Origin of the sequence: Qaidamihabitans albus, from assembly GCF_016464705.1 — a bacterium.
Classification (GTDB): domain Bacteria; phylum Actinomycetota; class Actinomycetes; order Mycobacteriales; family Pseudonocardiaceae; genus Qaidamihabitans; species Qaidamihabitans albus.
Map to the genome: position 1 here is coordinate 402,201 of NZ_JAEHOB010000002.1, position 17,973 is coordinate 420,173.

16 protein-coding genes are annotated in these 17,973 nt (G+C 72.5%); 4 read left to right on the forward strand and 12 right to left on the reverse strand.

Annotated features, from left to right (window positions below; genetic code table 11):
- Positions 1–11 precede the first annotated feature (11 nt).
- The 6 genes from JAP66_RS05175 to JAP66_RS05200 all read right to left on the reverse strand — a co-directional run bounded on the left by JAP66_RS05175 (position 12) and on the right by JAP66_RS05200 (position 10,595).
- Positions 12–1,250 carry a PucR family transcriptional regulator gene (locus tag JAP66_RS05175; RefSeq protein WP_307849443.1) on the reverse strand — a complete coding sequence of 413 codons (1,239 nt, stop codon included), beginning with the start codon at positions 1,248–1,250 and terminating at the stop codon, positions 12–14.
- Positions 1,251–1,410: 160 nt separating this feature from the next.
- Positions 1,411–2,253, reverse strand: coding sequence for an arginase family protein (locus JAP66_RS05180; RefSeq protein WP_199430389.1), 843 nt, complete (start codon positions 2,251–2,253; stop codon positions 1,411–1,413).
- A gap of 28 nt (positions 2,254–2,281) precedes the next feature.
- Positions 2,282–5,656 (reverse strand): pyruvate carboxylase, encoded by a 3,375-nt coding sequence (locus JAP66_RS05185; protein WP_199430390.1) that lies wholly within the window; start codon positions 5,654–5,656, stop codon positions 2,282–2,284.
- A 143-nt stretch (positions 5,657–5,799) separates the two neighbouring features.
- Positions 5,800–6,714 carry a S8 family peptidase gene (locus tag JAP66_RS05190; protein WP_199430391.1) on the reverse strand — a complete coding sequence of 305 codons (915 nt, stop codon included), beginning with the start codon at positions 6,712–6,714 and terminating at the stop codon, positions 5,800–5,802.
- 135 nt (positions 6,715–6,849) lie between these two features.
- Complete coding sequence (recG, locus tag JAP66_RS05195; protein ID WP_199430392.1) at positions 6,850–9,009, reverse strand: ATP-dependent DNA helicase RecG; 2,160 nt, start codon at positions 9,007–9,009, stop codon at positions 6,850–6,852.
- A 2-nt stretch (positions 9,010–9,011) separates the two neighbouring features.
- Complete coding sequence (locus tag JAP66_RS05200; protein ID WP_199430626.1) at positions 9,012–10,595, reverse strand: DAK2 domain-containing protein; 1,584 nt, start codon at positions 10,593–10,595, stop codon at positions 9,012–9,014.
- Positions 10,596–10,740: 145 nt separating this feature from the next.
- Here JAP66_RS05200 and rpmB point away from each other — a divergent pair, with 145 nt between their 5' ends.
- Complete coding sequence (gene rpmB, locus JAP66_RS05205) at positions 10,741–10,932, forward strand: 50S ribosomal protein L28 (RefSeq protein ID WP_112272104.1); 192 nt, start codon at positions 10,741–10,743, stop codon at positions 10,930–10,932.
- A gap of 74 nt (positions 10,933–11,006) precedes the next feature.
- On the opposite strand, the gene JAP66_RS05210 is transcribed toward rpmB, so the two are convergent.
- The 4 genes from JAP66_RS05210 to JAP66_RS05225 are packed head-to-tail and all read right to left on the reverse strand — an operon-like array spanning position 11,007 to position 13,692.
- Positions 11,007–11,684 carry a uracil-DNA glycosylase gene (locus tag JAP66_RS05210; RefSeq protein WP_199430393.1) on the reverse strand — a complete coding sequence of 226 codons (678 nt, stop codon included), beginning with the start codon at positions 11,682–11,684 and terminating at the stop codon, positions 11,007–11,009.
- 20 nt (positions 11,685–11,704) lie between these two features.
- The gene (locus JAP66_RS05215) at positions 11,705–12,226 is read right to left on the reverse strand and encodes a gamma carbonic anhydrase family protein (protein ID WP_199430394.1); all 522 of its coding nucleotides are present in this window, start codon (positions 12,224–12,226) and stop codon (positions 11,705–11,707) included.
- A gap of 8 nt (positions 12,227–12,234) precedes the next feature.
- Positions 12,235–12,705: a GNAT family N-acetyltransferase gene (locus JAP66_RS05220; RefSeq protein WP_199430395.1), complete on the reverse strand. Its 471-nt coding sequence runs from the start codon at positions 12,703–12,705 to the stop codon at positions 12,235–12,237.
- Positions 12,706–12,723: 18 nt separating this feature from the next.
- Positions 12,724–13,692: a thiamine-phosphate kinase gene (locus JAP66_RS05225; RefSeq protein ID WP_199430396.1), complete on the reverse strand. Its 969-nt coding sequence runs from the start codon at positions 13,690–13,692 to the stop codon at positions 12,724–12,726.
- Positions 13,693–13,818: 126 nt separating this feature from the next.
- On the opposite strand from JAP66_RS05225, the gene JAP66_RS05230 reads away from it, so the two are divergent.
- Both JAP66_RS05230 and JAP66_RS05235 read left to right on the forward strand, forming a co-directional pair.
- Positions 13,819–14,052 carry an Lrp/AsnC family transcriptional regulator gene (locus JAP66_RS05230; RefSeq protein WP_106178414.1) on the forward strand — a complete coding sequence of 78 codons (234 nt, stop codon included), beginning with the start codon at positions 13,819–13,821 and terminating at the stop codon, positions 14,050–14,052.
- A gap of 22 nt (positions 14,053–14,074) precedes the next feature.
- A complete protein-coding gene (locus JAP66_RS05235) occupies positions 14,075–14,632 on the forward strand; it encodes a DUF3515 domain-containing protein (RefSeq protein ID WP_199430397.1) in 558 nt (185 codons plus the stop codon).
- Positions 14,633–14,692: 60 nt separating this feature from the next.
- On the opposite strand, the gene JAP66_RS05240 is transcribed toward JAP66_RS05235, so the two are convergent.
- Positions 14,693–15,790 carry a D-alanine--D-alanine ligase family protein gene (locus JAP66_RS05240; protein WP_199430398.1) on the reverse strand — a complete coding sequence of 366 codons (1,098 nt, stop codon included), beginning with the start codon at positions 15,788–15,790 and terminating at the stop codon, positions 14,693–14,695.
- Between the two features lie 11 nt (positions 15,791–15,801).
- The gene (pdxR, locus tag JAP66_RS05245) at positions 15,802–17,217 is read right to left on the reverse strand and encodes a MocR-like pyridoxine biosynthesis transcription factor PdxR (protein ID WP_199430399.1); all 1,416 of its coding nucleotides are present in this window, start codon (positions 17,215–17,217) and stop codon (positions 15,802–15,804) included.
- A 34-nt stretch (positions 17,218–17,251) separates the two neighbouring features.
- On the opposite strand from pdxR, the gene JAP66_RS05250 reads away from it, so the two are divergent.
- The gene (locus JAP66_RS05250) at positions 17,252–17,929 is read left to right on the forward strand and encodes a pyridoxamine 5'-phosphate oxidase family protein (RefSeq protein WP_372448939.1); all 678 of its coding nucleotides are present in this window, start codon (positions 17,252–17,254) and stop codon (positions 17,927–17,929) included.
- The last annotated feature ends 44 nt before the right edge of the window (positions 17,930–17,973 follow it).

The window sequence follows — 17,973 nt, forward strand, 5'->3', positions numbered from 1 at the left end:
ACGAGCCGGGGCTACGTGCGCGACCGTTGTGCGGGCAGTGTCCCGGTGTAGCGAACGGCGGTCGCCGTTCCGGCCCGCAGGGCGAGCTCCAGCTCGAACCGCGCGTCGGGATCGCGCAGGGCGCCGCCGAAGGTCGCCTCCAGCTGGCGCATCCGGTAGCGGACGGTCTGCGGGTGCACGGCCAGCCGCTCCGCCATGTCGACCACGCTGCCCTGGGCGTCCAGCCAGGCTCGCAGGGTCTCGATCATCCGGTCGCGCTGCTTGGTGGTGAGCCCCTCCAGCCTGGCCGCCAGCCGCTCACGCAACTGGCCGAGCAGCGTCTCGTCGGAGTGCAGCAGCAGCGCGGGAAGGCAGTCGGCGGACCAGGTCACGCGGCGGTTCGGCAGCACCCCCTCGTCCACGAGGACGAGCGTGCGGCGCGCCCAGCGCAGTGAGTCGGCGGCGGCGGTCAGCGGGGCGCCAGGGCCGATCGCGAGGCGGCATTCCGGCAGCGCGTCCTGCAGTGCGGCCAGGCGGGCGCTCGTCAGCTCGCCGGGCACCAGCAGGTGCGGATCAGGGCCACCGAGCTGGGTCAGGACGTCGTCGTCGAGCTCGGGCCTGCGGCGGGCGGCGACGCTGCTCAGCGGTTGCAGCGCGACCGGGGAGACGGTTCGCGGCACCGGCCAGCCGACCAGCTGCGCGAGCTCGGCGATCGCCTCGGCCGGCGCGGGCGGCCATTCCAGGATGAGCTGCAGCAGCCGGTGCCGCCAGGTCTGCAGGGCGCTCGCCGACCCGGCCTTGGCCTCCAGGTAGCCGTCGAGCGCCACCGAGGCCAGCTCGTCCATGAAGGCGAGCATCGAGTCGGCCAGCTGGGACATCACGGCCGAGGAGAGCCCGCTGCGGCGGCCCACCCGCATGATCCGCCGCCACGCCACCCTGGCCCCCACCCGGTACGCCGCCTGCAGGGTGTCCAGGCTGCGCCCCTCGCGCATCTCGTTCTGCCCGAGTCTTCGATGCACCTCGTGCGCGTGTTCCTTGGACACGGCCGGTTCGGCGATCTGCTCCACGAACAGCGTGATCGCGTGTTCCACCCCCGCCCGGATCGACCTGCCGTACGGCCCGTCGATGGGCCGCCGGTACTCCGGGATCAGTGCCCGGACCTCGCTGATGATCTCCTCGGTGAGGCTTTCCAGTTCCGGTCTCAGGATCTCGGCGAGCCGCCCCGGCAGCGCCACCGAGGTCGCGGAGTCGTCGAATACGCGCCCGGCCACAGTCACAGCTCCTTCCCCGCAGTCGTCGAGGGGTGATACCGGACACATCGAAAGCGAGCGCCGAAATGTATCACCCGGGCAGCAAAAGACCGGCCCAATACGCGAGGAGTGACAAAGTCCCGGAAGACGGCACGCAACGGCGTGACAGAAATCCGCGCTGTCAATCCGCCAGAAGTCGGCCGAGGGCCTCCAGGATCGGCACCAGCGGCCTGACCTCGTCCGGCTCCCTGGCGACGCACTCGGCGACGCACGCCCCGACGACCTCGATGCCGCCGGGCCCGGCCAGTGCCTCCAGAGCCGCCGCGAGCTCGCCGATGCCCAGCCCGCCGGGCTCGGGGTAGTCGGTCGCGGCGAACTCGCCCGGGTCGAGCACGTCGAGATCGACGTGCACGTACACGCGGCGGGCGCCCGTCGCCTCAACGGCGGCCGTGACCCGGCCCGGCTCCCCGGCCGCTGTCACCGGCACGTGCCGCACGAGCCCGTCGTCAGCGGCCCGGCGTTCGGCGGGGTCGAACGCGCGGGTGCCGACCAGCACCGCCCGGCCGGGGGCGAGCGCGGGTGCCGCGGCGAACTCCGGATCTCCCTCGCCGAACAGTGAGCGCAGCACCATCCCGTGGAACGCACCGGACGGCGAGCTGTCGGCGGTGTTGAGGTCGGCGTGCGCGTCGAACCACGCCACGCCGAGCGACTCGCCGTAGCGGTAGCGCGCGACACCGGCCGGGACGAGGTCGACGGCGCAGTCGCCGCCGATCGTGAGCACCTTGCCCTCCGGCGCCTCCAGCGCCGCGAGCTGGGCGTCCCGGTTACGCAAGAGCGCGGCCCTGTTGGCTATACCGTCCACTATGGATGGTGCAGGCGATTCACCGGTGTCGACGGGCACCTGGCGCACCGGCGCGCCCAGCACCTCACCGGCCAGCGCAGCCACCAGCCGGCAGCCTTCCGGCAACAACCCGGCGTTCGGGGTCAGCGCACCCTGCCGCTGCGGCACCGCGTGGATCAGCATCACGGCACCCTAGCGCGGCAGGTGGCGCTCATTCCAGGACGATGAGGAGGTCGCCGCCCTCCACCTGCTGCACCGAGTTGATGGCCAGCCGTTGCACGGTGCCGCCCTCCTGGGCCGTGATCGCCGCCTCCATCTTCATCGCCTCGATCGTGGCCACCGTCGCGCCAGCCTCGATGGTGTCGCCCTCGGCCACGTTCGCCGTCACCACGCCGGCGAACGGCGCGGCGACGTGCTTGAGGTTGTTCTTGTCCGCCTTCTCCTTCGCGGGCAGGTCCGAGGCCACCGACCGGTCGCGCACCTGGATCGGCCGCAACTGGCCGTTCAGCGTCGACATCACCGTGCGCACCCCGCGCTCGTCCGCCTCGCCGATCGCCTCCAGCTCGATGAGCAGCCGCACTCCCGGTTCGAGGTCGACCGCGTACTCCTCCCCCGGCCGCAACCCGTAGAAGAAGTCCTTGCTCGGCAGCACGCTGGTGTCGCCGTATGCCTCGCGGTGCGCCTCGAACTCCTTGGTGGGCCCGGGGAACAGCAGCCGGTTCAGCGCCGTGCGGCGGTCGCTCACGAGCTCCGCACGGTCCTCCGCCGACAACGACGCCACCGGCCTGGCCTCCGACCGGCCCGCCAGTGCCTTGCTGCGGAACGGCTCCGGCCAGCCACCCGGCGGGTCACCCAGCTCGCCGCGCAGGAAACCGATGACCGAGTCCGGGATGTCGAACTTGCCCGGCTCCGCCTCGAACTCCTCGGGGGAGACGCCCGCGCCGACGAGGTGCAGCGCGAGGTCGCCGACCACCTTCGACGACGGCGTCACCTTGACCAGGTGGCCGAGGATCCGGTCGGCGGCGGCGTACATCGCCTCGATGTCCTCGAACCGGTCCCCCAGCCCGAGCGCGCGTGCCTGCGTGCGCAGGTTGGAGAGCTGGCCGCCGGGGATCTCGTGGTGGTAGACGCGCCCGGTGGGCGAGGCGAGCCCGGCCTCGAACGGCGCGTAGATCTTGCGCACGATCTCCCAGTACGGCTCCAGCTCACCGATCGCCTGCAGGTCCAGGCCGGTGGGCCGCTCGGAGTAGTCGGTGGCCGCCACGATCGCCGAAAGCGACGGCTGCGACGTCGTGCCCGCCATCGAAGCCACCGCGCCGTCCACCGCGTCCGCTCCGGCGTCGATCGCGGCGAGGTAGGTGCCGAGCTGGCCACCGGCCGTGTCGTGCGTGTGGATGTGCACCGGCAGGTCGAACTCCCTGCGCAGCGCGGTGACCAGCTTGGCTGCCGCGGGCGCCCGCAGCAGCCCGGCCATGTCCTTGATCGCGAGCACGTGCGCGCCCGCGCCGACGATCTGCTCGGCGAGCTTGAGGTAGTAGTCGAGCGTGTAGACCTTCTCGGCCGGGTCGGACAGGTCCGAGGTGTAGCACAGCGCCACCTCGGCGACGGCCGATCCGGTCGCGCGCACGGCGTCGATCGCCGGGCGCATCTGCTCGACGTCGTTGAGCGCGTCGAAGATCCGGAAGATGTCGATGCCGGTCGCGGTCGCCTCCTCGACGAAGGCGTCGGTCACCTCGGTCGGGTACGGCGTGTACCCGACGGTGTTGCGCCCGCGCAGCAGCATCTGCAGGCAGATGTTCGGCATGGTCTCGCGCAGCGCGGCCAGCCGCTCCCACGGGTCCTCGGCGAGGAAACGCAGCGCGACGTCGTAGGTCGCGCCACCCCAGCACTCGACCGAGAGCAGCTGCGGCACCGTGCGCGCGACGACCGGGGCGATGGCGAGCAGGTCCTTCGTGCGCACCCGGGTGGCCAGCAGCGACTGGTGCGCGTCGCGGAAGGTGGTGTCGGTGACGCCGATGTGCGGGGCGTCCCGCAGCCAGCGCGCGAAGCCCTCCGGGCCCAGTTCGGTGAGCCGCTGCTTCGATCCGGCGGGTGGCTCGCCCGCGGGTCGCGCGGGCACCTTCGCATCGGGGTCGATCAGCCGTGGCCGCTCGCCGTTGGGCTTGTTCACCGTCACGTCGGCGAGGTAGGTCAGCAGCCGGGTACCGCGGTCGGCAGAGTGCCGCGCGGTCAGCAGGTGCGGGCGCTCCTCGATGAACGCCGTGGTGACCCGGCCCTCCTGGAAGTCCGGGTCGTCGAGCACCGCCTGCAGGAACGGGATGTTCGTGGCCACCCCGCGGATGCGGAACTCGGCGACCGCGCGCCGCGCCCGGCCCACCGCGGTCTTGAAGTCGCGGCCCCGGCAGGTCAGCTTGACCAGCATCGAGTCGAAGTGCGCGCTGATCTCGGTGCCGGAGAACGCCGTGCCGCCGTCGAGCCGGATGCCCGAGCCACCCGGCGAGCGGTAGGCGCTGATCATCCCGGTGTCCGGGCGGAAGCCGTTGGCCGGATCCTCGGTGGTGATGCGGCACTGCAGCGCGGCGCCGCGCAGGTAGACCTGGTCCTGGTGGAGCGCCAGGTCGGCCAGTGTCTCCCCGGACGCGATCCGCAGCTGGGACTGCACCAGGTCGACGTCGGTGACCTCCTCGGTCACCGTGTGCTCGACCTGGATGCGGGGGTTCATCTCGATGAAGACGTGGTTGCCGTCGCGGTCGAGCAGGAACTCGACGGTGCCCGCGTTGCGGTAGCCGATCTGCCGGGCGAAGCGGACGGCGTCCTCGCAGATCCGTTCCCGCAGTTCCGGATCGAGGTTCGGGGCCGGAGCCAGCTCGATGACCTTCTGGTGGCGGCGCTGCACCGAGCAGTCGCGCTCGAAGAGGTGGATGACCTCGCCCGTTCCGTCGGCCAGGATCTGCACCTCGATGTGCCGGGGTTCCACGACGGCCTTCTCCAGGAACACCGTGGGGTCGCCGAACGCCGACTCGGCCTCGCGGGCGGCGGCCTCGATCGACTCGCGCAGCGTGGCCGCGTTCTCCACCCGGCGCATCCCGCGCCCGCCGCCGCCGGCGACGGCCTTGACGAAGAGCGGGAAGCCGAGCTGCTCCGCGTCGGCCACCAGTGTGTCCACATCGGAGGACGGCGCGGAGGAGCCGAGCACGGGAACGCCCGCGGCCCTGGCCGCGGCCACGGCACGCGCCTTGTTACCGGTCAGTTCGAGGATCTCGGCGCTCGGCCCGACGAAGGTGATCCCGGCCTCCTCGCAGGCGCGGGCGAGATCCGGGTTCTCGGAGAGGAACCCGTAGCCGGGGTAGACGGCGTCGGCGCCCGACTGGCGGGCGGCCCGGACGATCTCCTCGACGGAGAGGTAGGCGCGCACGGGATGTCCCTGCTCGCCGATCTCGTACGCCTCGTCCGCCTTCAGCCGGTGCAGCGAGTTGCGGTCCTCGTGCGGGAACACCGCGACCGTTCCGGCGCCCAGTTCGTAGGCGGCGCGGAACGCGCGGATGGCAATCTCACCACGGTTGGCGACGAGCACCTTGCGGAACATGCCCGGTCCTTCCCTTTGTTCGGATCGGTAGCGTGGGCACGTTACCTCGTTTCTCCCGCCCTCCGGGAGTTCACTCCCAAGTGCTGGACCTCACGTCCGCCCGCCTCGTGAGTGCGTAACAGTGTTCTAACTCGTGTGCGCACTCACGAGGCGTCGGGGGCGTACAGCAGGCGGTTGGCCGTGTTCTCCGGCAACCCGGTCAGCGCGTCCTCGGTGGCACCGGCCACCACGGCCTCGGTGGTCTCCGCGGCGCTCGCCTCGGGGTGCCGCGCCCGGTACAGCGCCGCCACGCCCGCGACGTGCGCCGCTGCCGCCGACGTACCGGACAGCTCGAACGTCCCGCCACCGAGCCCCGGGACCTCGATCTCCGCGCCGGGGGCGTACAGGTCGACCGCCGGGCCGAAGTTGGACGTCTCCACCATCCGGTCGCCGCGATCGCTCGCGCCGACGGTCAGCAGCTCCGGCACGCGCCCGGGGGAGTGCTCACCCGCGTCGCCCGACGAACCGCCCGCGGGCACGGCGACCGGCATCACCTCGGCGAGCCCGCGCACGGCCTCGTCGACGGCCTCGCTCGTGGGGCCGCCGATGCCGATCATCGCGACGGCCGGCTGCTGCGCGTTGTTCACCACCCAGTCGATCCCGGCCACCACGGTAAGGCCGTTGCCGCCGCCCTCGGCGTCCAGCACCCGGACCGGCACGATGCGCACACCCTTCGCGACGCCGTAGCGCTCGCCGCCGATGATCCCCGCCAGCCCGGTGCCGTGCCCGTTGGCATCCATGGCGAAGTCGTCGCCGTCGACGAAGTCACGTCCGCGCCACACGCGACCCTCGAAGTCGGGATGGGTGCCGTCCACCCCGGTGTCGATCACGTACACGGTGACCTCGGCGGCGTCGGTGTCGTAGCGGTACCGCTGGTCGAGGCCCTCCCGCTGGTCGATCCGGTCGAGCCCCCAGTTCGGCGGGTCGAGCTGCTCGCGGGGCTGCGCGTGCGCGGGCGCCGCGGCGACCAGGGTGGCCACGCACGCGGTGAGCACGGTCAGAGCCAGTCGTTGTGCCATGCGCACCCGTCTACCCGCTCGCCTCCGGTTCCGAAAGCCGGCTACCACCATCGGGTACGTCAGCGCACGCCCGGCCTCGTGAGTGCGCACCCGCGTTAGAACTCGCGTAGGCACTCACGAGGGCGGGACGGGCGGCTAGGACTTCTCCAGGAACTCCGCGCTGTCGGCGTCGATCACCTCGGCGACCAGGTGCGCGAGCCCGAGGTGCTCACCCAGTGCGGGGTCCTCATCGACGATCCGCTGCGCCGTCGTGCGGGCCTGGGCGATCAGGTGCTCGTCCTGCAACAGCGACAGCAGCTTGAGCCCGGACCGCTTGCCGGACTGGGCGGCCCCGAGGACGTCGCCCTCCCTGCGCAGCTCCAGGTCGAGCCGGGACAGCTCGAAACCGTCCAGAGTGGACTCCACCGCGGACAGCCTGGCGCGCGTGCTTGTGCCGTCGAGCGCCTCGGTGACCAGCAGGCACAGCCCCGGGACGTCGCCACGGCCGACCCGTCCGCGCAACTGGTGCAGCTGGCTGACCCCGAACCGGTCCGCGTCCATGATCACCATCGCGGTCGCGTTCGGCACGTTCACGCCGACCTCGATGACCGTGGTCGCCACGAGCACGTCCAGCTTGCCCGCGGCGAAGGCCCGCATCACCGAGTCCTTCTCGTCGCTGGGCAGCCTGCCGTGCAGCACCCCGATCCGCAGGTCCCGCAACGGTCCCTCCGCCAGTTGCGGCGCCAGGTCGAGCACCGCGATCGCGGGCCGCTTGTCGCTCTTGTCCGCGGGCGGCTCGTCGCCGATGCGCGGGCACACGATGTAGGCCTGGTGGCCCTTGCCGACCTCCTCGGCCAGCCGCTGCCACACCCGTTCCAGCCACGCCGGCTTCTCCGCGACGGGCACCACCGTGGTCGAGATCGGCGAACGGCCCGCGGGCAGTTCGCGCAGCGACGAGATCTCCAGGTCGCCGTACACCGTCATCGCCACCGTGCGCGGGATCGGCGTCGCAGTCATGACCAGCACGTGCGGGCTGGTGAAGTCGGCACCACGAGAACGCAGCGCGTCCCGCTGCTCCACCCCGAACCGGTGCTGCTCGTCGACCACCGCCAGTGCGAGGTCGGCGAAGGACACGTGCTCCTGGATCAGCGCGTGCGTGCCGACGATGATGCCCGCCGCCCCGCTCGCCGCGTCGAGCAGCGCCTGCTTGCGCTCCTTCGCCGGCATCGACCCGGTCAGCAACGCGATCCTGGTTGCGTTCTCGGCGGCCCCCAGCTCGCCGGCCATCCCGAGGTCACCGAGCATCTCCCGGAGCGAACGGGCGTGCTGAGCCGCGAGCACCTCGGTGGGGGCGAGCATCGCGGCCTGCTTGCCCGCGTCCACCACCTGCAGCATGGCCCGCAGTGCCACGATCGTCTTCCCGCTGCCGACCTCGCCCTGCAGCAGCCGGTTCATCGGATGCTCGCTCGCCAGGTCCGTGGCGATGCTGTCGCCGACCTCCCGCTGCCCCGCGGTGAGCTCGAACGGCAGCCGGGCGTCGAACGCCTCGGCGATGCCGCCCGGTTTCGGCGGGCACGCGGGCGCCGCGCGGGACACGGCCGAGTAGCGGCGCTGGGCGAAGATGAGCTGGATCGCCATCGCCTCGTCCCACTTCAGCCTTACCCGGGCGCTGTCCAGCGCCTCCCAGCTCGGCGGCCGGTGGATGTTGCGCAGGGCCTCGGTGAGCTCGTCCAGCCGGTACCGCGCCCGTAGCGAGTCGGGCAGTGGGTCCGGCTGCGGGTCGAGCACGTCGAGCACCTGCCGTACGCACTTGCCGATCGTCCACGACTGGATCCCCGCCGCGGCCGGGTACACCGGGATGATCTCGGCGAGAAAGCTGTCCATCGTGGACATCTCGTAGTCGTCGGGGTCGAGCAGCTCGTACTCGGGGTTGGCGAGCTGGAGCGTGTTGCGGAACGCGTTGACCTTCCCGGCGAACAGCCCCGTGGTCCCCGGCCGCAGCTCGCGCTCGCGCCAGACCTGGTTGCCGAAGAACGCGCAGTTCAGCTTCCGGTGGCCGTCGGTCAGCACGACCTCGAGGATGCTGCCCTTGCGGGCACGCATCGGCTTCTTCGTGACGTGCTGGACCCGCGCCAGCACCGTGGCATGCTCGCCGATCTCCAGCCCGGCGATGTCGGTGAGCTCACCGCGCTTGGCGTAGCGGCGCGGGTAGTGCCGCAGCAGCTCGCCGACCGTGTTGATGTCGAGCGACTTCGCGAGCGCGTCCGCGCTCCGCGCGCCGAGCAGCGAGCGCAGCGGGTCCTGCATCGTGGCCATCGTCACTCCACACCCATCACCAGCAGTGCATCCGTCTGACCACCGGGATAGCACACCAGTTCGACCTCCGGATGCCCGGCACGCAGGCGTTCGGCGATCGCGTCGCCGATCCCGGCGGGCGCGTCGCGCCCGGTCAGCACCGTGGCGAGCTCGCCACCGACCGCCAGCATCCGCTCGAGCATGGCCAGCGCCGCCCGCTCGACCGCGCCCTCGGGCTCGATCAGCACCACCTCGCCGTCGACAAGACCGACCAGGTCACCGGCCTGCGCACGGCCGACCCAGGTGATCGACTCCTCGCCCGCCACCACCAGCTCCGCGCGCCTGGTCGCCGCGGCCGCCTCGGCCATCGCCACCACGTCGTCGTTGGCGCGGCGGTCCGGGTCGTGCACCGCGAGCGCGGCGAGCACCTGCACCGGCGAGGCGCACGGGACGACGACCACGTCGCGGTCCTCCAGCATCGCGTGGCCCGCGACGCGCTCGGCCGCGGCGGTGAGCCGGACATCACCGGGCAGCACCGTCACGTGGGTCGCCGCGGTCTCGGTGACGAGGCCGATCAGCTCCTCGGCGGTCGGCTCCGCACCGGCCCGCACCGCCAGGACGGGAGCGCCCTCCGCGCCGATGAGCTCCGCGAGCGCCGCGCCGCGCACCACGGCGACGACCGCGCGGTTGTCCCTGGCCACGCCGGTGTCCGGCGGTGCGGGCGTCATCAGCGGCTCTACCCGTACGCGGTGCGGCCTGCCGTGCGCGAGCCCGGCCTCGATCGCCGCGCCGATGTCGCCGCAGTGGACGTGCACCGCGTGGTTGCCCGCGCCGTCGCCCGCGACCGTGACGCTGTCGCCGAGCCCGGACAGCGCCCTGCGCAGCGCGGGCAGCGCCGTCTCGTCGGCGTCCGCGAGCAGGTACATGACCTCCCAGGCGCGGGGAGCCTCCGGAGCGGGAGCCTGTGCCCGCAGCGGGTGCGAGTGCTCGATCTGCGCGCCGGTGACCACGCTCAGCAACGCGTCGAGTACGGCGACCACGCCCCGGCCGCCTGCGTCGACGACCCCGGCCACGGCCAGGGCGGCCAGCTGGTTCGGGGTCTCGTCGAGCGCGTCGGCGGCCGCCTTCGCGGCGGCCTCGGCGACCTCGGCGACGCCGCGGACCGAACCGGGCTCACCGACCGCGGTCGCCACCGCGTGCAGGACGCTGAGCATCGTGCCCGCGACCGGGCGGGCCACCGCCTCGGTGGCCACCGAATCGGCCCGGACCAGCGCCGCGGCCAGCGCCGGGCCGTCCAGCTCCGGTGCCTCGCCCGCCGACTCGGCGATCCCGCGCAGCACCTGCGAGATGATCACTCCCGAGTTGCCGCGCGCGGCGTGCACACCGCCACGGGCCAGCACGCCCAGCGCCGGACCGGCGTCCGCGACGCCGGGTTCCGCTGCGAGCGCGTCCCGCGCACCGGTCAGCGTGTGCAGCAGGTTGGACCCGGTGTCGGAGTCGGCGACCGGGTAGACGTTGATGCCGTCGATGTCCGCCCGCAACGCGCCGAGGCTGTGCACGCACGCGTCGGCCCACCTGCGTACGGCCGCCGCGTCCAAGGCCTGCACCACGTATCCTCTCCACACGGGCTCCAGGGACAGTGGCGAGGGTAGCGACCCGGCGTCGGCGGCCGGGAGCGCACCGGCTACCCTGTTCGAGGTTGCCCGGCACAGCCGGGCCGATTAGTTTCCCTATTCTCGAGGAGTGTTCGACGTGGCTGCCGTGTGCGACGTCTGTGGCAAGGGGCCGGGCTTCGGCAAGTCGGTCTCACACTCCCACCGGCGTACCAACCGCCGGTGGAACCCGAACATCCAGACCGTGCACGCGAAGATCGGGCTGTCTCAGCGCAAGCGCCTGAACGTGTGCACGTCGTGCCTCAAGGCGGGCAAGGTCGTCCGCGGCTGAGCCACCTCACGACGACGAAGGGCCCGGTGAGCGATCACCGGGCCCTTTCTCGTGCGCTCGGAACGGCGGCGTGCCTACGGCAGCTTCCAGTCGATCGGCCCGGCGCCCTGCTGCTCCAGCAGCTCGTTGGCGCGGCTGAACGGCCGGGAGCCGAAGAACCCGTTGTGCGCCGACAGCGGGCTCGGGTGCACCGACTCGACGCACGGCACGGCACCGAGCAGCGGCTTGAGCTTGCGGGCGTTGCTGCCCCACAGGATCGCCACCATCGGCCGGTTCCGGGCCGCGAGCGCCTTGATGGCCTGCTCGGTGACCTCCTCCCAGCCCTTGCCCTGGTGGGAGTTCGGCTTGCCCGGCTGCACCGTGAGCGCCCTGTTGAGCAGCAGCACGCCCTGCCGGGTCCACGGCGTGAGGTCGCCGTTGGCAGGCAGCGGATGCCCCAGGTCGTCGCTGTACTCCTTGAAGATGTTGACCAGGCTCTTCGGCAACGGTCGGACGTCCGGCGCCACGGCGAAGCACAGACCGATCGGATGGCCCGGTGTCGGGTAGGGGTCCTGGCCGACGATGAGCACGCGCACGTCGTCGAACGGCTGCTGGAACGCGCGCAGGATGTTCTCGCCCGAGGGCAGGTAGCGCCGGCCCGCGGCCACCTCGGCCCGCAGGAACTCGCCCATGGCGGCGATCCGGTCCCCGACGGGTTCGAGGGCGCTCGCCCAGCCTGACTCGACGATCTCGGGCAGCGGTCGTGCGGTCACGGCCAGCGACTCTAGCGCGCTCAGTCCAGGCGGCGAAGCTCGGCCCGGAATGTCTTCGCGCGCCGCGCGTAGCCGTCCACCACGGCCGCGATCTGCTCCGGTCCGAACGAGGTGTTGGGCCGCGTCTTCGCCGGTACGCCCAGTGCGATGTGCCCGGAAGGGACGTGTGCGCCGTAGGAGAGCACGGCGCCTGCGCCGACCATCCCGCCGTCTTCGACCACACTGCCGTTGAGCACGACCGACCCGGAGGCGATGAGACAGCCGGTGCCGATCGTCGCGCCCTCGACGTGCACGGAGTGCCCGATCGCCGACTCCGCCCCGAGGATCGTCGGATGCTGCCACGTGCAGTGCAGCACGCACCCGTCCTGCACGTTCGCCCGCTCTCCCAGCTCGATGTGGCCGTGGTCGCCGCGCAGCACGGTCTGCGGCCACACCGACGCCCCTGCCGCGATCCGCACGTCGCCGATCACGGTCGCGTCCGGATGGACATAGGCGTCCGGGTGGATGCTCGGCTCCAGCTCACCGAGCGCGTAGATCGCCATCGCCGCTCCTACAGGTCCTTCGCCAGGCAGATGCTCTCCGGCTCGTGCCGGTACGTCCCGAACTTCGGGATGTCCGTGTAGCCCGCCGAACGGTACAGCGCGATCGCCTCCGGCTGCCGCGTGCCGGTCTCCAGCACGACCCTCCTGCGCCCCGCGGCAGCCGCCGTGCGTTCCAGTTCCGCCAGCACGGCTCTGGCGAAGCCCCGCCCGCGCGCCTCGTCGACGACGTACATGCGCTTGAGCTCGGCGTCCCCGGGCCGGAACTCGGGCTCCGGGCCGTCGTGCGCGCGCCAGCCGCCACTGGCCACCGGCACGTCGTCGAGGTAGCCGAGCAGGAAGAGGCCGTCCGGCGGCGCGAACTCGGCCGGATCGACCGGCGTCACGTCGGGGTCGCCGTAGCGGCGCACGTACTCCTGCTGCACGGCGTCGATCAGCTTCACCGCGTCGGGATGGTCGAAGGGGGTGATCCGGATGTCCACCCGTCCAATGAAACCGGATCAGCGCCAGTGCGCCCAACCGCTTTCCCCCTCGTACGGGCTGCCGTCGACGGTCACCCCGGTGTCCGGCAGCAGCACGCCGCCGATCCGGGTCCAGCCCTCCGGCAGATCGGTGTAGGACGGGAAGGTGGCCACCAGCGCGTGATCCTCACCACCGGTGAGCACCCAGCGCAGCGGATCGGCGCCGAGCGCCGAGCCCACGTCGACCAGCTTCCGGTCCACCGTCAGCCGGTCGGTCTGGACGTCGATCCCGACGTCCGACTCCGCCGCCAGGTGCCCGAGGTCGGCGAGGAGGCCGTCGGACACGTCGATCATCGCGGTCGCACCCGCGAGCGCCGCCGCCGGACCCGCCGCGTACGGCGGCTCGGGATAGCGCTGGGCGTTGACGACGCCGACCGGCGAGCGGAAACCACGGCCCAGCACGGCGAGCCCGGCGGCCGCCCAGCCGAGCCGTCCGCACACGGCGACGATGTCACCCGGCCGGGCGCCCGAGCGGGTCACCGGCGCGCGGCCGCCGAGGTCCCCCAGCGCCGTGATGCTGATCACGATCGCGTCGGCGCGGACCACGTCCCCGCCGACCACGCCGACCCGGGCCCGGGTCGCCTCGTCCCACATCCCGTCGGTCAGCTCCGCGAGCAACGCGGTCTCGGTGTCGGCGGGGCACGCGAGCCCGACGAGCACCGACGTGGGCACGGCACCCATCGCGGCGATGTCGGCGAGGTTCACCGCCACCGCCTTGCGGCCGACGTTGGCCGGACTGGACCAGCCGAACTTGAAGTGCACGCCCTGCACCAGCACGTCCGTCGTGGCGACGACCCTTCCGTCGGGCGCGGCGACCACCGCCGCGTCGTCGCCGGGGCCGAGCAGGGTCGTCGACGGCTGCACCCGTCCCTCCGTCATCGCACGGATCAGGCCGAACTCACCGATCTCGGCCACGGTGCCCTCACCGGACGTGGATCTCTCGTGCACAAAACACCTCCGGTGCTTGTCCGCTCGCGCCACCGACTACTCGGATATCCGATCATTGCCCACCTGCGGTACGTTGCTGACAACGTTCCTATCCTGAGCCGATCGATCCAGACGAAGGGGCGCGCCGTGGTCCACGCATACATCCTCATCCAGACCGAGGTCGGCAAGGCCGCCTCCGTCGCGGCCGAGATCGCCGGCATCCCCGGCGTCACCAGTTCGGAGGATGTCACCGGGCCGTACGACGTCATCGTCCGCGCCGCCGCCGACAACGTCGACCAGCTCGGTCAGCTCGTGGTGGCGAAGGTACAGAACGTCGAGGGCATCACGCGCACCCTGACCTGCCCCGTGGTGCACCTCTGACGGGTCCGGTGGCGGTAACGGCATGAGCAGCGGTGCCCAGGAGACCGGTGCGCCCTCCCGGAAGGTTCTCGTCGTCGCGGCGGCACTCGCCGTGGCCCTCGCCATCGCGGTGGCCGTGGTCGGGCTGACGTACGGCTCGGGCGAACCGTCCGATGCCGGTGAGTCGGGCGGCCCGCTCCCGCTCGTGGCGGTGCCGGCGCCGCAGTCGGACACCCCGCAGTGCGGCAGGCTGATCGAGGCGCTGCCACCGGAGCTCGAGTCGTCCGGGACGACCCTGCAGCGGCGTGAGCTGGCCGAGCCTGCGCCCCCCGCCACCGTCGCGTGGGGCGGACCGGAGGCGGTCGTCCTGCGCTGCGGGCTCGAACGGCCGGCGGAGCTCACCCGGACCGCGTCGCTGCGCAGCATCAACGGCGTCCAGTGGCTCCAGGTGCCCGGCCAGGGCAGCGCGACCTGGTACGTGGTGGATCGCGACGTCTACGCGGCACTCACGGTTCCGGAAGGGACCGGGACCGGACCGCTGCAGGCCGTCTCCGACACCGTGTCCGCGACACTGCCCCCGGTGCCGCCGCGATTCGACTGACCCGCCTCGTGCGTGCGCAAACGAGTTCTAACTCGCGTGCGCACTCACGAGGGTGGCGCGCTACCGCAGGCCGGTGCCTCTGGCGATCGCCGTGTCGATCAGGGTGGCGAGCAGCGTCGGGTAGTCCACGCCGGTGACCGCCCACATCTTCGGGTACGCCGACGTCGAGGTGAACCCGGGCATCGTGTTCACCTCGTTGATCGTGAGCTCGCCGTCCTCGCTCACGAAGAAGTCGACCCGCGCCAGGCCCTGGCAGTCCAGCGCGGCGAACGCGCGCACCGCGTGCTCGCGCAGCCGCTCGGTGACCGAGTCGTCCAGCTTCGCGGGGATGTCCAGTTCCGCGTCCTCGCCCAGGTACTTGGTCTCGAAGTCGTACCAGGCACCGGCGTCGTCGCCGAGCACACGGATCTCGGCCGGCAGGGACGCCTCCACCCGGCCGTCGGGGAACTCCAGTACGCCGCATTCGACCTCACGGCCATCGACCCCCGCCTCGATGAGCACCTTCGGATCAGTGCGGCGAGCCAGCGCGATCGCCTCGTCGAGGTCGGCCCAGTCGGTGACCTTGCTGATGCCGATGGAGGAACCGGCCCTGGAGGGCTTCACGAACACCGGCAGGCCGAGCCGCTCCCGCTCGCCCTCGTCCAAGGTGGACTGTCCACGCCGGAGGGCCGCGTACCTGCCGACCGGCAGTCCCTCGGCGGCCAGGAGCTTCTTCGCGTACTCCTTGTCCATCGCGGCGGCGCTGGCGAGCACCCCCGCGCCCACGTAGGGCAGGTCGGCCAGCTCCAGCAGCCCCTGGATGGTGCCGTCCTCCCCGAACGCGCCGTGCAGCACGGGAAAGACGACGTCGACCCCACCCAGCACCTCGACCCCCGTGCCCGGGTCGACGGAGACGACCTGCTGGCTGGTCGGGTCGCCGGCGAGCACGAGCGCCTTCCCGCCGGTCACGGAGGGCAGCTCGCGCCCGCGGATCTCGAGTGCCCTCGGGTCGCCGGTGCCGAGCACCCAGCCACCGTCCCTGGTGATGCCGATCGGGACGATCTCGAACCGGTCCGGGTCGAGATTCGCCAGGACGCTGCCCGCGGACACACAGGAGATCGTGTGCTCGGTGCTTCGCCCGCCGAACACGACGGCGACTCGCGTCTTGCGGCTACTCATGGGCGGCCACCCTACCCCTGCGCTCCGCGCAGCAGGTCCACGAGCACCGGGAGTGCTTCCCGCAGCGCCTCACGGGAGCAGCCCGCATAGCCGACAGCCACGCCGCAGGCCGTGGGCGGGCCCGTGAAATGCCGGCGGAGGCCGTCGAGCAGCAGCCCGCGGTCGCGTCCCTCGGCGATCCGCCGCAGTTCCCGCTCCGCCGAGTCGAGTGGCACCACCAGGTGCGCCCCCGCGTCGTCGCCCAGCACCGGCACCCCGGCCTCGCGCAGCGCGCCGACCAGCAGCGACCGCCGTTCCGAGAGCTCCCGGCGCAGGCGCCGCAGGTGCCTGCCGAGATCGCCGTGGCGGGCGAGCTCCACGAGCACGCGCTGGCCCGCGGGCGAGGGCCGGGTCCCGGTCAGCTCCCGGTACTCCAGCACCGCCGAGGTCACCGAAGGCGGCGCCACCATCCAGCCCGCGCCGAGTACGGGGGTCAGGATCTTGCTCGTGGTGCCCAGGTGCGCCACCACGTCCGGTGCGAGCGAGGCCAGCAGTGGCAGCGGCGCGACATCGTAGCGGAGCTCGCCGTCGTAGTCGTCCTCGATGAGCAGGAAGTCCTCCGCCCGCGCCCGCTCGACGAGCTCGACCCGCCGCGACGCGCTCATCCGGCTGCCCATCGGGTACTGGTGCGCGGGCGAGCAGTAGACGGCACGTGCCCCGGCCGGCACGGCATCCGGCCGCAGCCCCTCGGAGTCCACGGGCACGGGCACCACCCGCAGCCCGGCACCCCGGAAGGCGTGCACCGCCCGCTGGTAGCCGGGCTCCTCCATCGCCACCACGTCGCCGGGCGCCAGCACGGCGCTCGCCAGCTCCACCACGGCGGCTGTCGTGCCTGCCGTCGCGAGCACCGACTCGGTACCGGCGTCGAGGCCACGGTGGCGCAACAGGTGCTCGGCGATCGCGGCGCGGTACTCGGGCAGCCCGGCGCGCGCGGCGAACAGCGTCGGCGGCTCGTCCGCGGAGGCCCGCCACGCCCGCCGCCAGGCGGCGCGGTCGAGCCCGTCGGCCCACGGCACGCCCGGGGTGAGCACGAGCAGGTCGGCGGGCACCGGATCGCCCTCGACGACCGTGCGGCGCGCGGTTCCGCCCGTGGGCGGCGACGTGGTCACGTAGGTGCCGGAACCGTGCCTGCCCGCGATCCAGCCCTCGGCATGCAGCTGTTCGTACGCCGCCGAGGTGACCGTGCGGCTCACGCCGAGGCGGCCGGCCAGCGCGCGGGTGGACGGCAGCCGGTCGCCGCCGCGCAGATGACCCGACGAGGCCGACTCGCGCAGCGCGTCCGCCAGCTGCACGGCCAGGGGCACCTCGGACCCGCGGTCGAGCGTGACCGGCAGCGCGGTGTCCTCGGACGGCAAAGTGGACTCCCGATCTAGTCCGTCAATGGCCATTCCAAAGTACCACTGGCCGGGAAACGCTGAGCCCATGACCACCGAGCCCATGACCACCGCACCGGCACTGTCCTCCACCGCCCGCTCCACGCTCACGCGGAAACGGGACCGCGCGGCGAGCGACCGCCGCGCCCTCCACGACGTCCTCGACGAGGCCCTCATCTGCCACCTCGGCCTGGTGCTGAACGGCTCACCGGTGGTGCTGCCCACCGGCTTCGGCCGGGACGGCGACACGCTCTACCTGCACGGCTCGACCGGCGCGAGCAGCCTGCGGGCCGCCGAGGACGGCGTCGACGTCTGCGTGACCGCCACGCTCCTCGACGGGATCGTCTACGCCCGCTCGCTGAACAACCACTCGATGAACTACCGCAGCGCTGTCGTCCACGGCCGCGCCCGGCAGGTCACCGACAAGGCCGGGAAGCTGCACGGCCTCCGCGTGCTCACCGACCACCTCTCCCCCGGATCGTGGGAGCACGCCCGTGGCGTGAACGCGAAGGAGCTCGCGTCGGTGACCGTGCTGGCCCTGGACCTCGCGGAGGCATCGGTGAAGATGCGCACCGGGGAACCGGTCGACGAGCCCGAGGACGTCGAGCACGGCACCGCGTGGGCGGGCGTGCTGCCGGTGCGGACCGTCTTCGGCGCGCCGGAGCCCGCGGCCTACGTCCCCGGGGAAGCCCCGGTGCCGGACCACGTCGCCCGTCGCCTCTCGTGAGTGCCTACGCGAGTTAGAACACTGCTACGCACTCACGAGGGTGC

Bases quoted from the DNA above. Each gene is read 5' to 3' on its own strand.
- JAP66_RS05180 (WP_199430389.1), bottom strand. From the start codon at position 2,253: ATGCTGATCCACGCGGTGCCGCAGCGGCAGGGTGCGCTGACCCCGAAC.
- JAP66_RS05185 (WP_199430390.1), bottom strand. From the start codon at position 5,656: ATGTTCCGCAAGGTGCTCGTCGCCAACCGTGGTGAGATTGCCATCCGC.
- JAP66_RS05190 (WP_199430391.1), bottom strand. From the start codon at position 6,714: ATGGCACAACGACTGGCTCTGACCGTGCTCACCGCGTGCGTGGCCACC.
- recG (WP_199430392.1), bottom strand. From the start codon at position 9,009: ATGGCCACGATGCAGGACCCGCTGCGCTCGCTGCTCGGCGCGCGGAGC.
- JAP66_RS05215 (WP_199430394.1), bottom strand. From the start codon at position 12,226: ATGGCGATCTACGCGCTCGGTGAGCTGGAGCCGAGCATCCACCCGGAC.
- JAP66_RS05235 (WP_199430397.1), top strand. From the start codon at position 14,075: ATGAGCAGCGGTGCCCAGGAGACCGGTGCGCCCTCCCGGAAGGTTCTC.
- JAP66_RS05240 (WP_199430398.1), bottom strand. From the start codon at position 15,790: ATGAGTAGCCGCAAGACGCGAGTCGCCGTCGTGTTCGGCGGGCGAAGC.
- pdxR (WP_199430399.1), bottom strand. From the start codon at position 17,217: ATGGCCATTGACGGACTAGATCGGGAGTCCACTTTGCCGTCCGAGGAC.
- JAP66_RS05250 (WP_372448939.1), top strand. From the start codon at position 17,252: ATGACCACCGAGCCCATGACCACCGCACCGGCACTGTCCTCCACCGCC.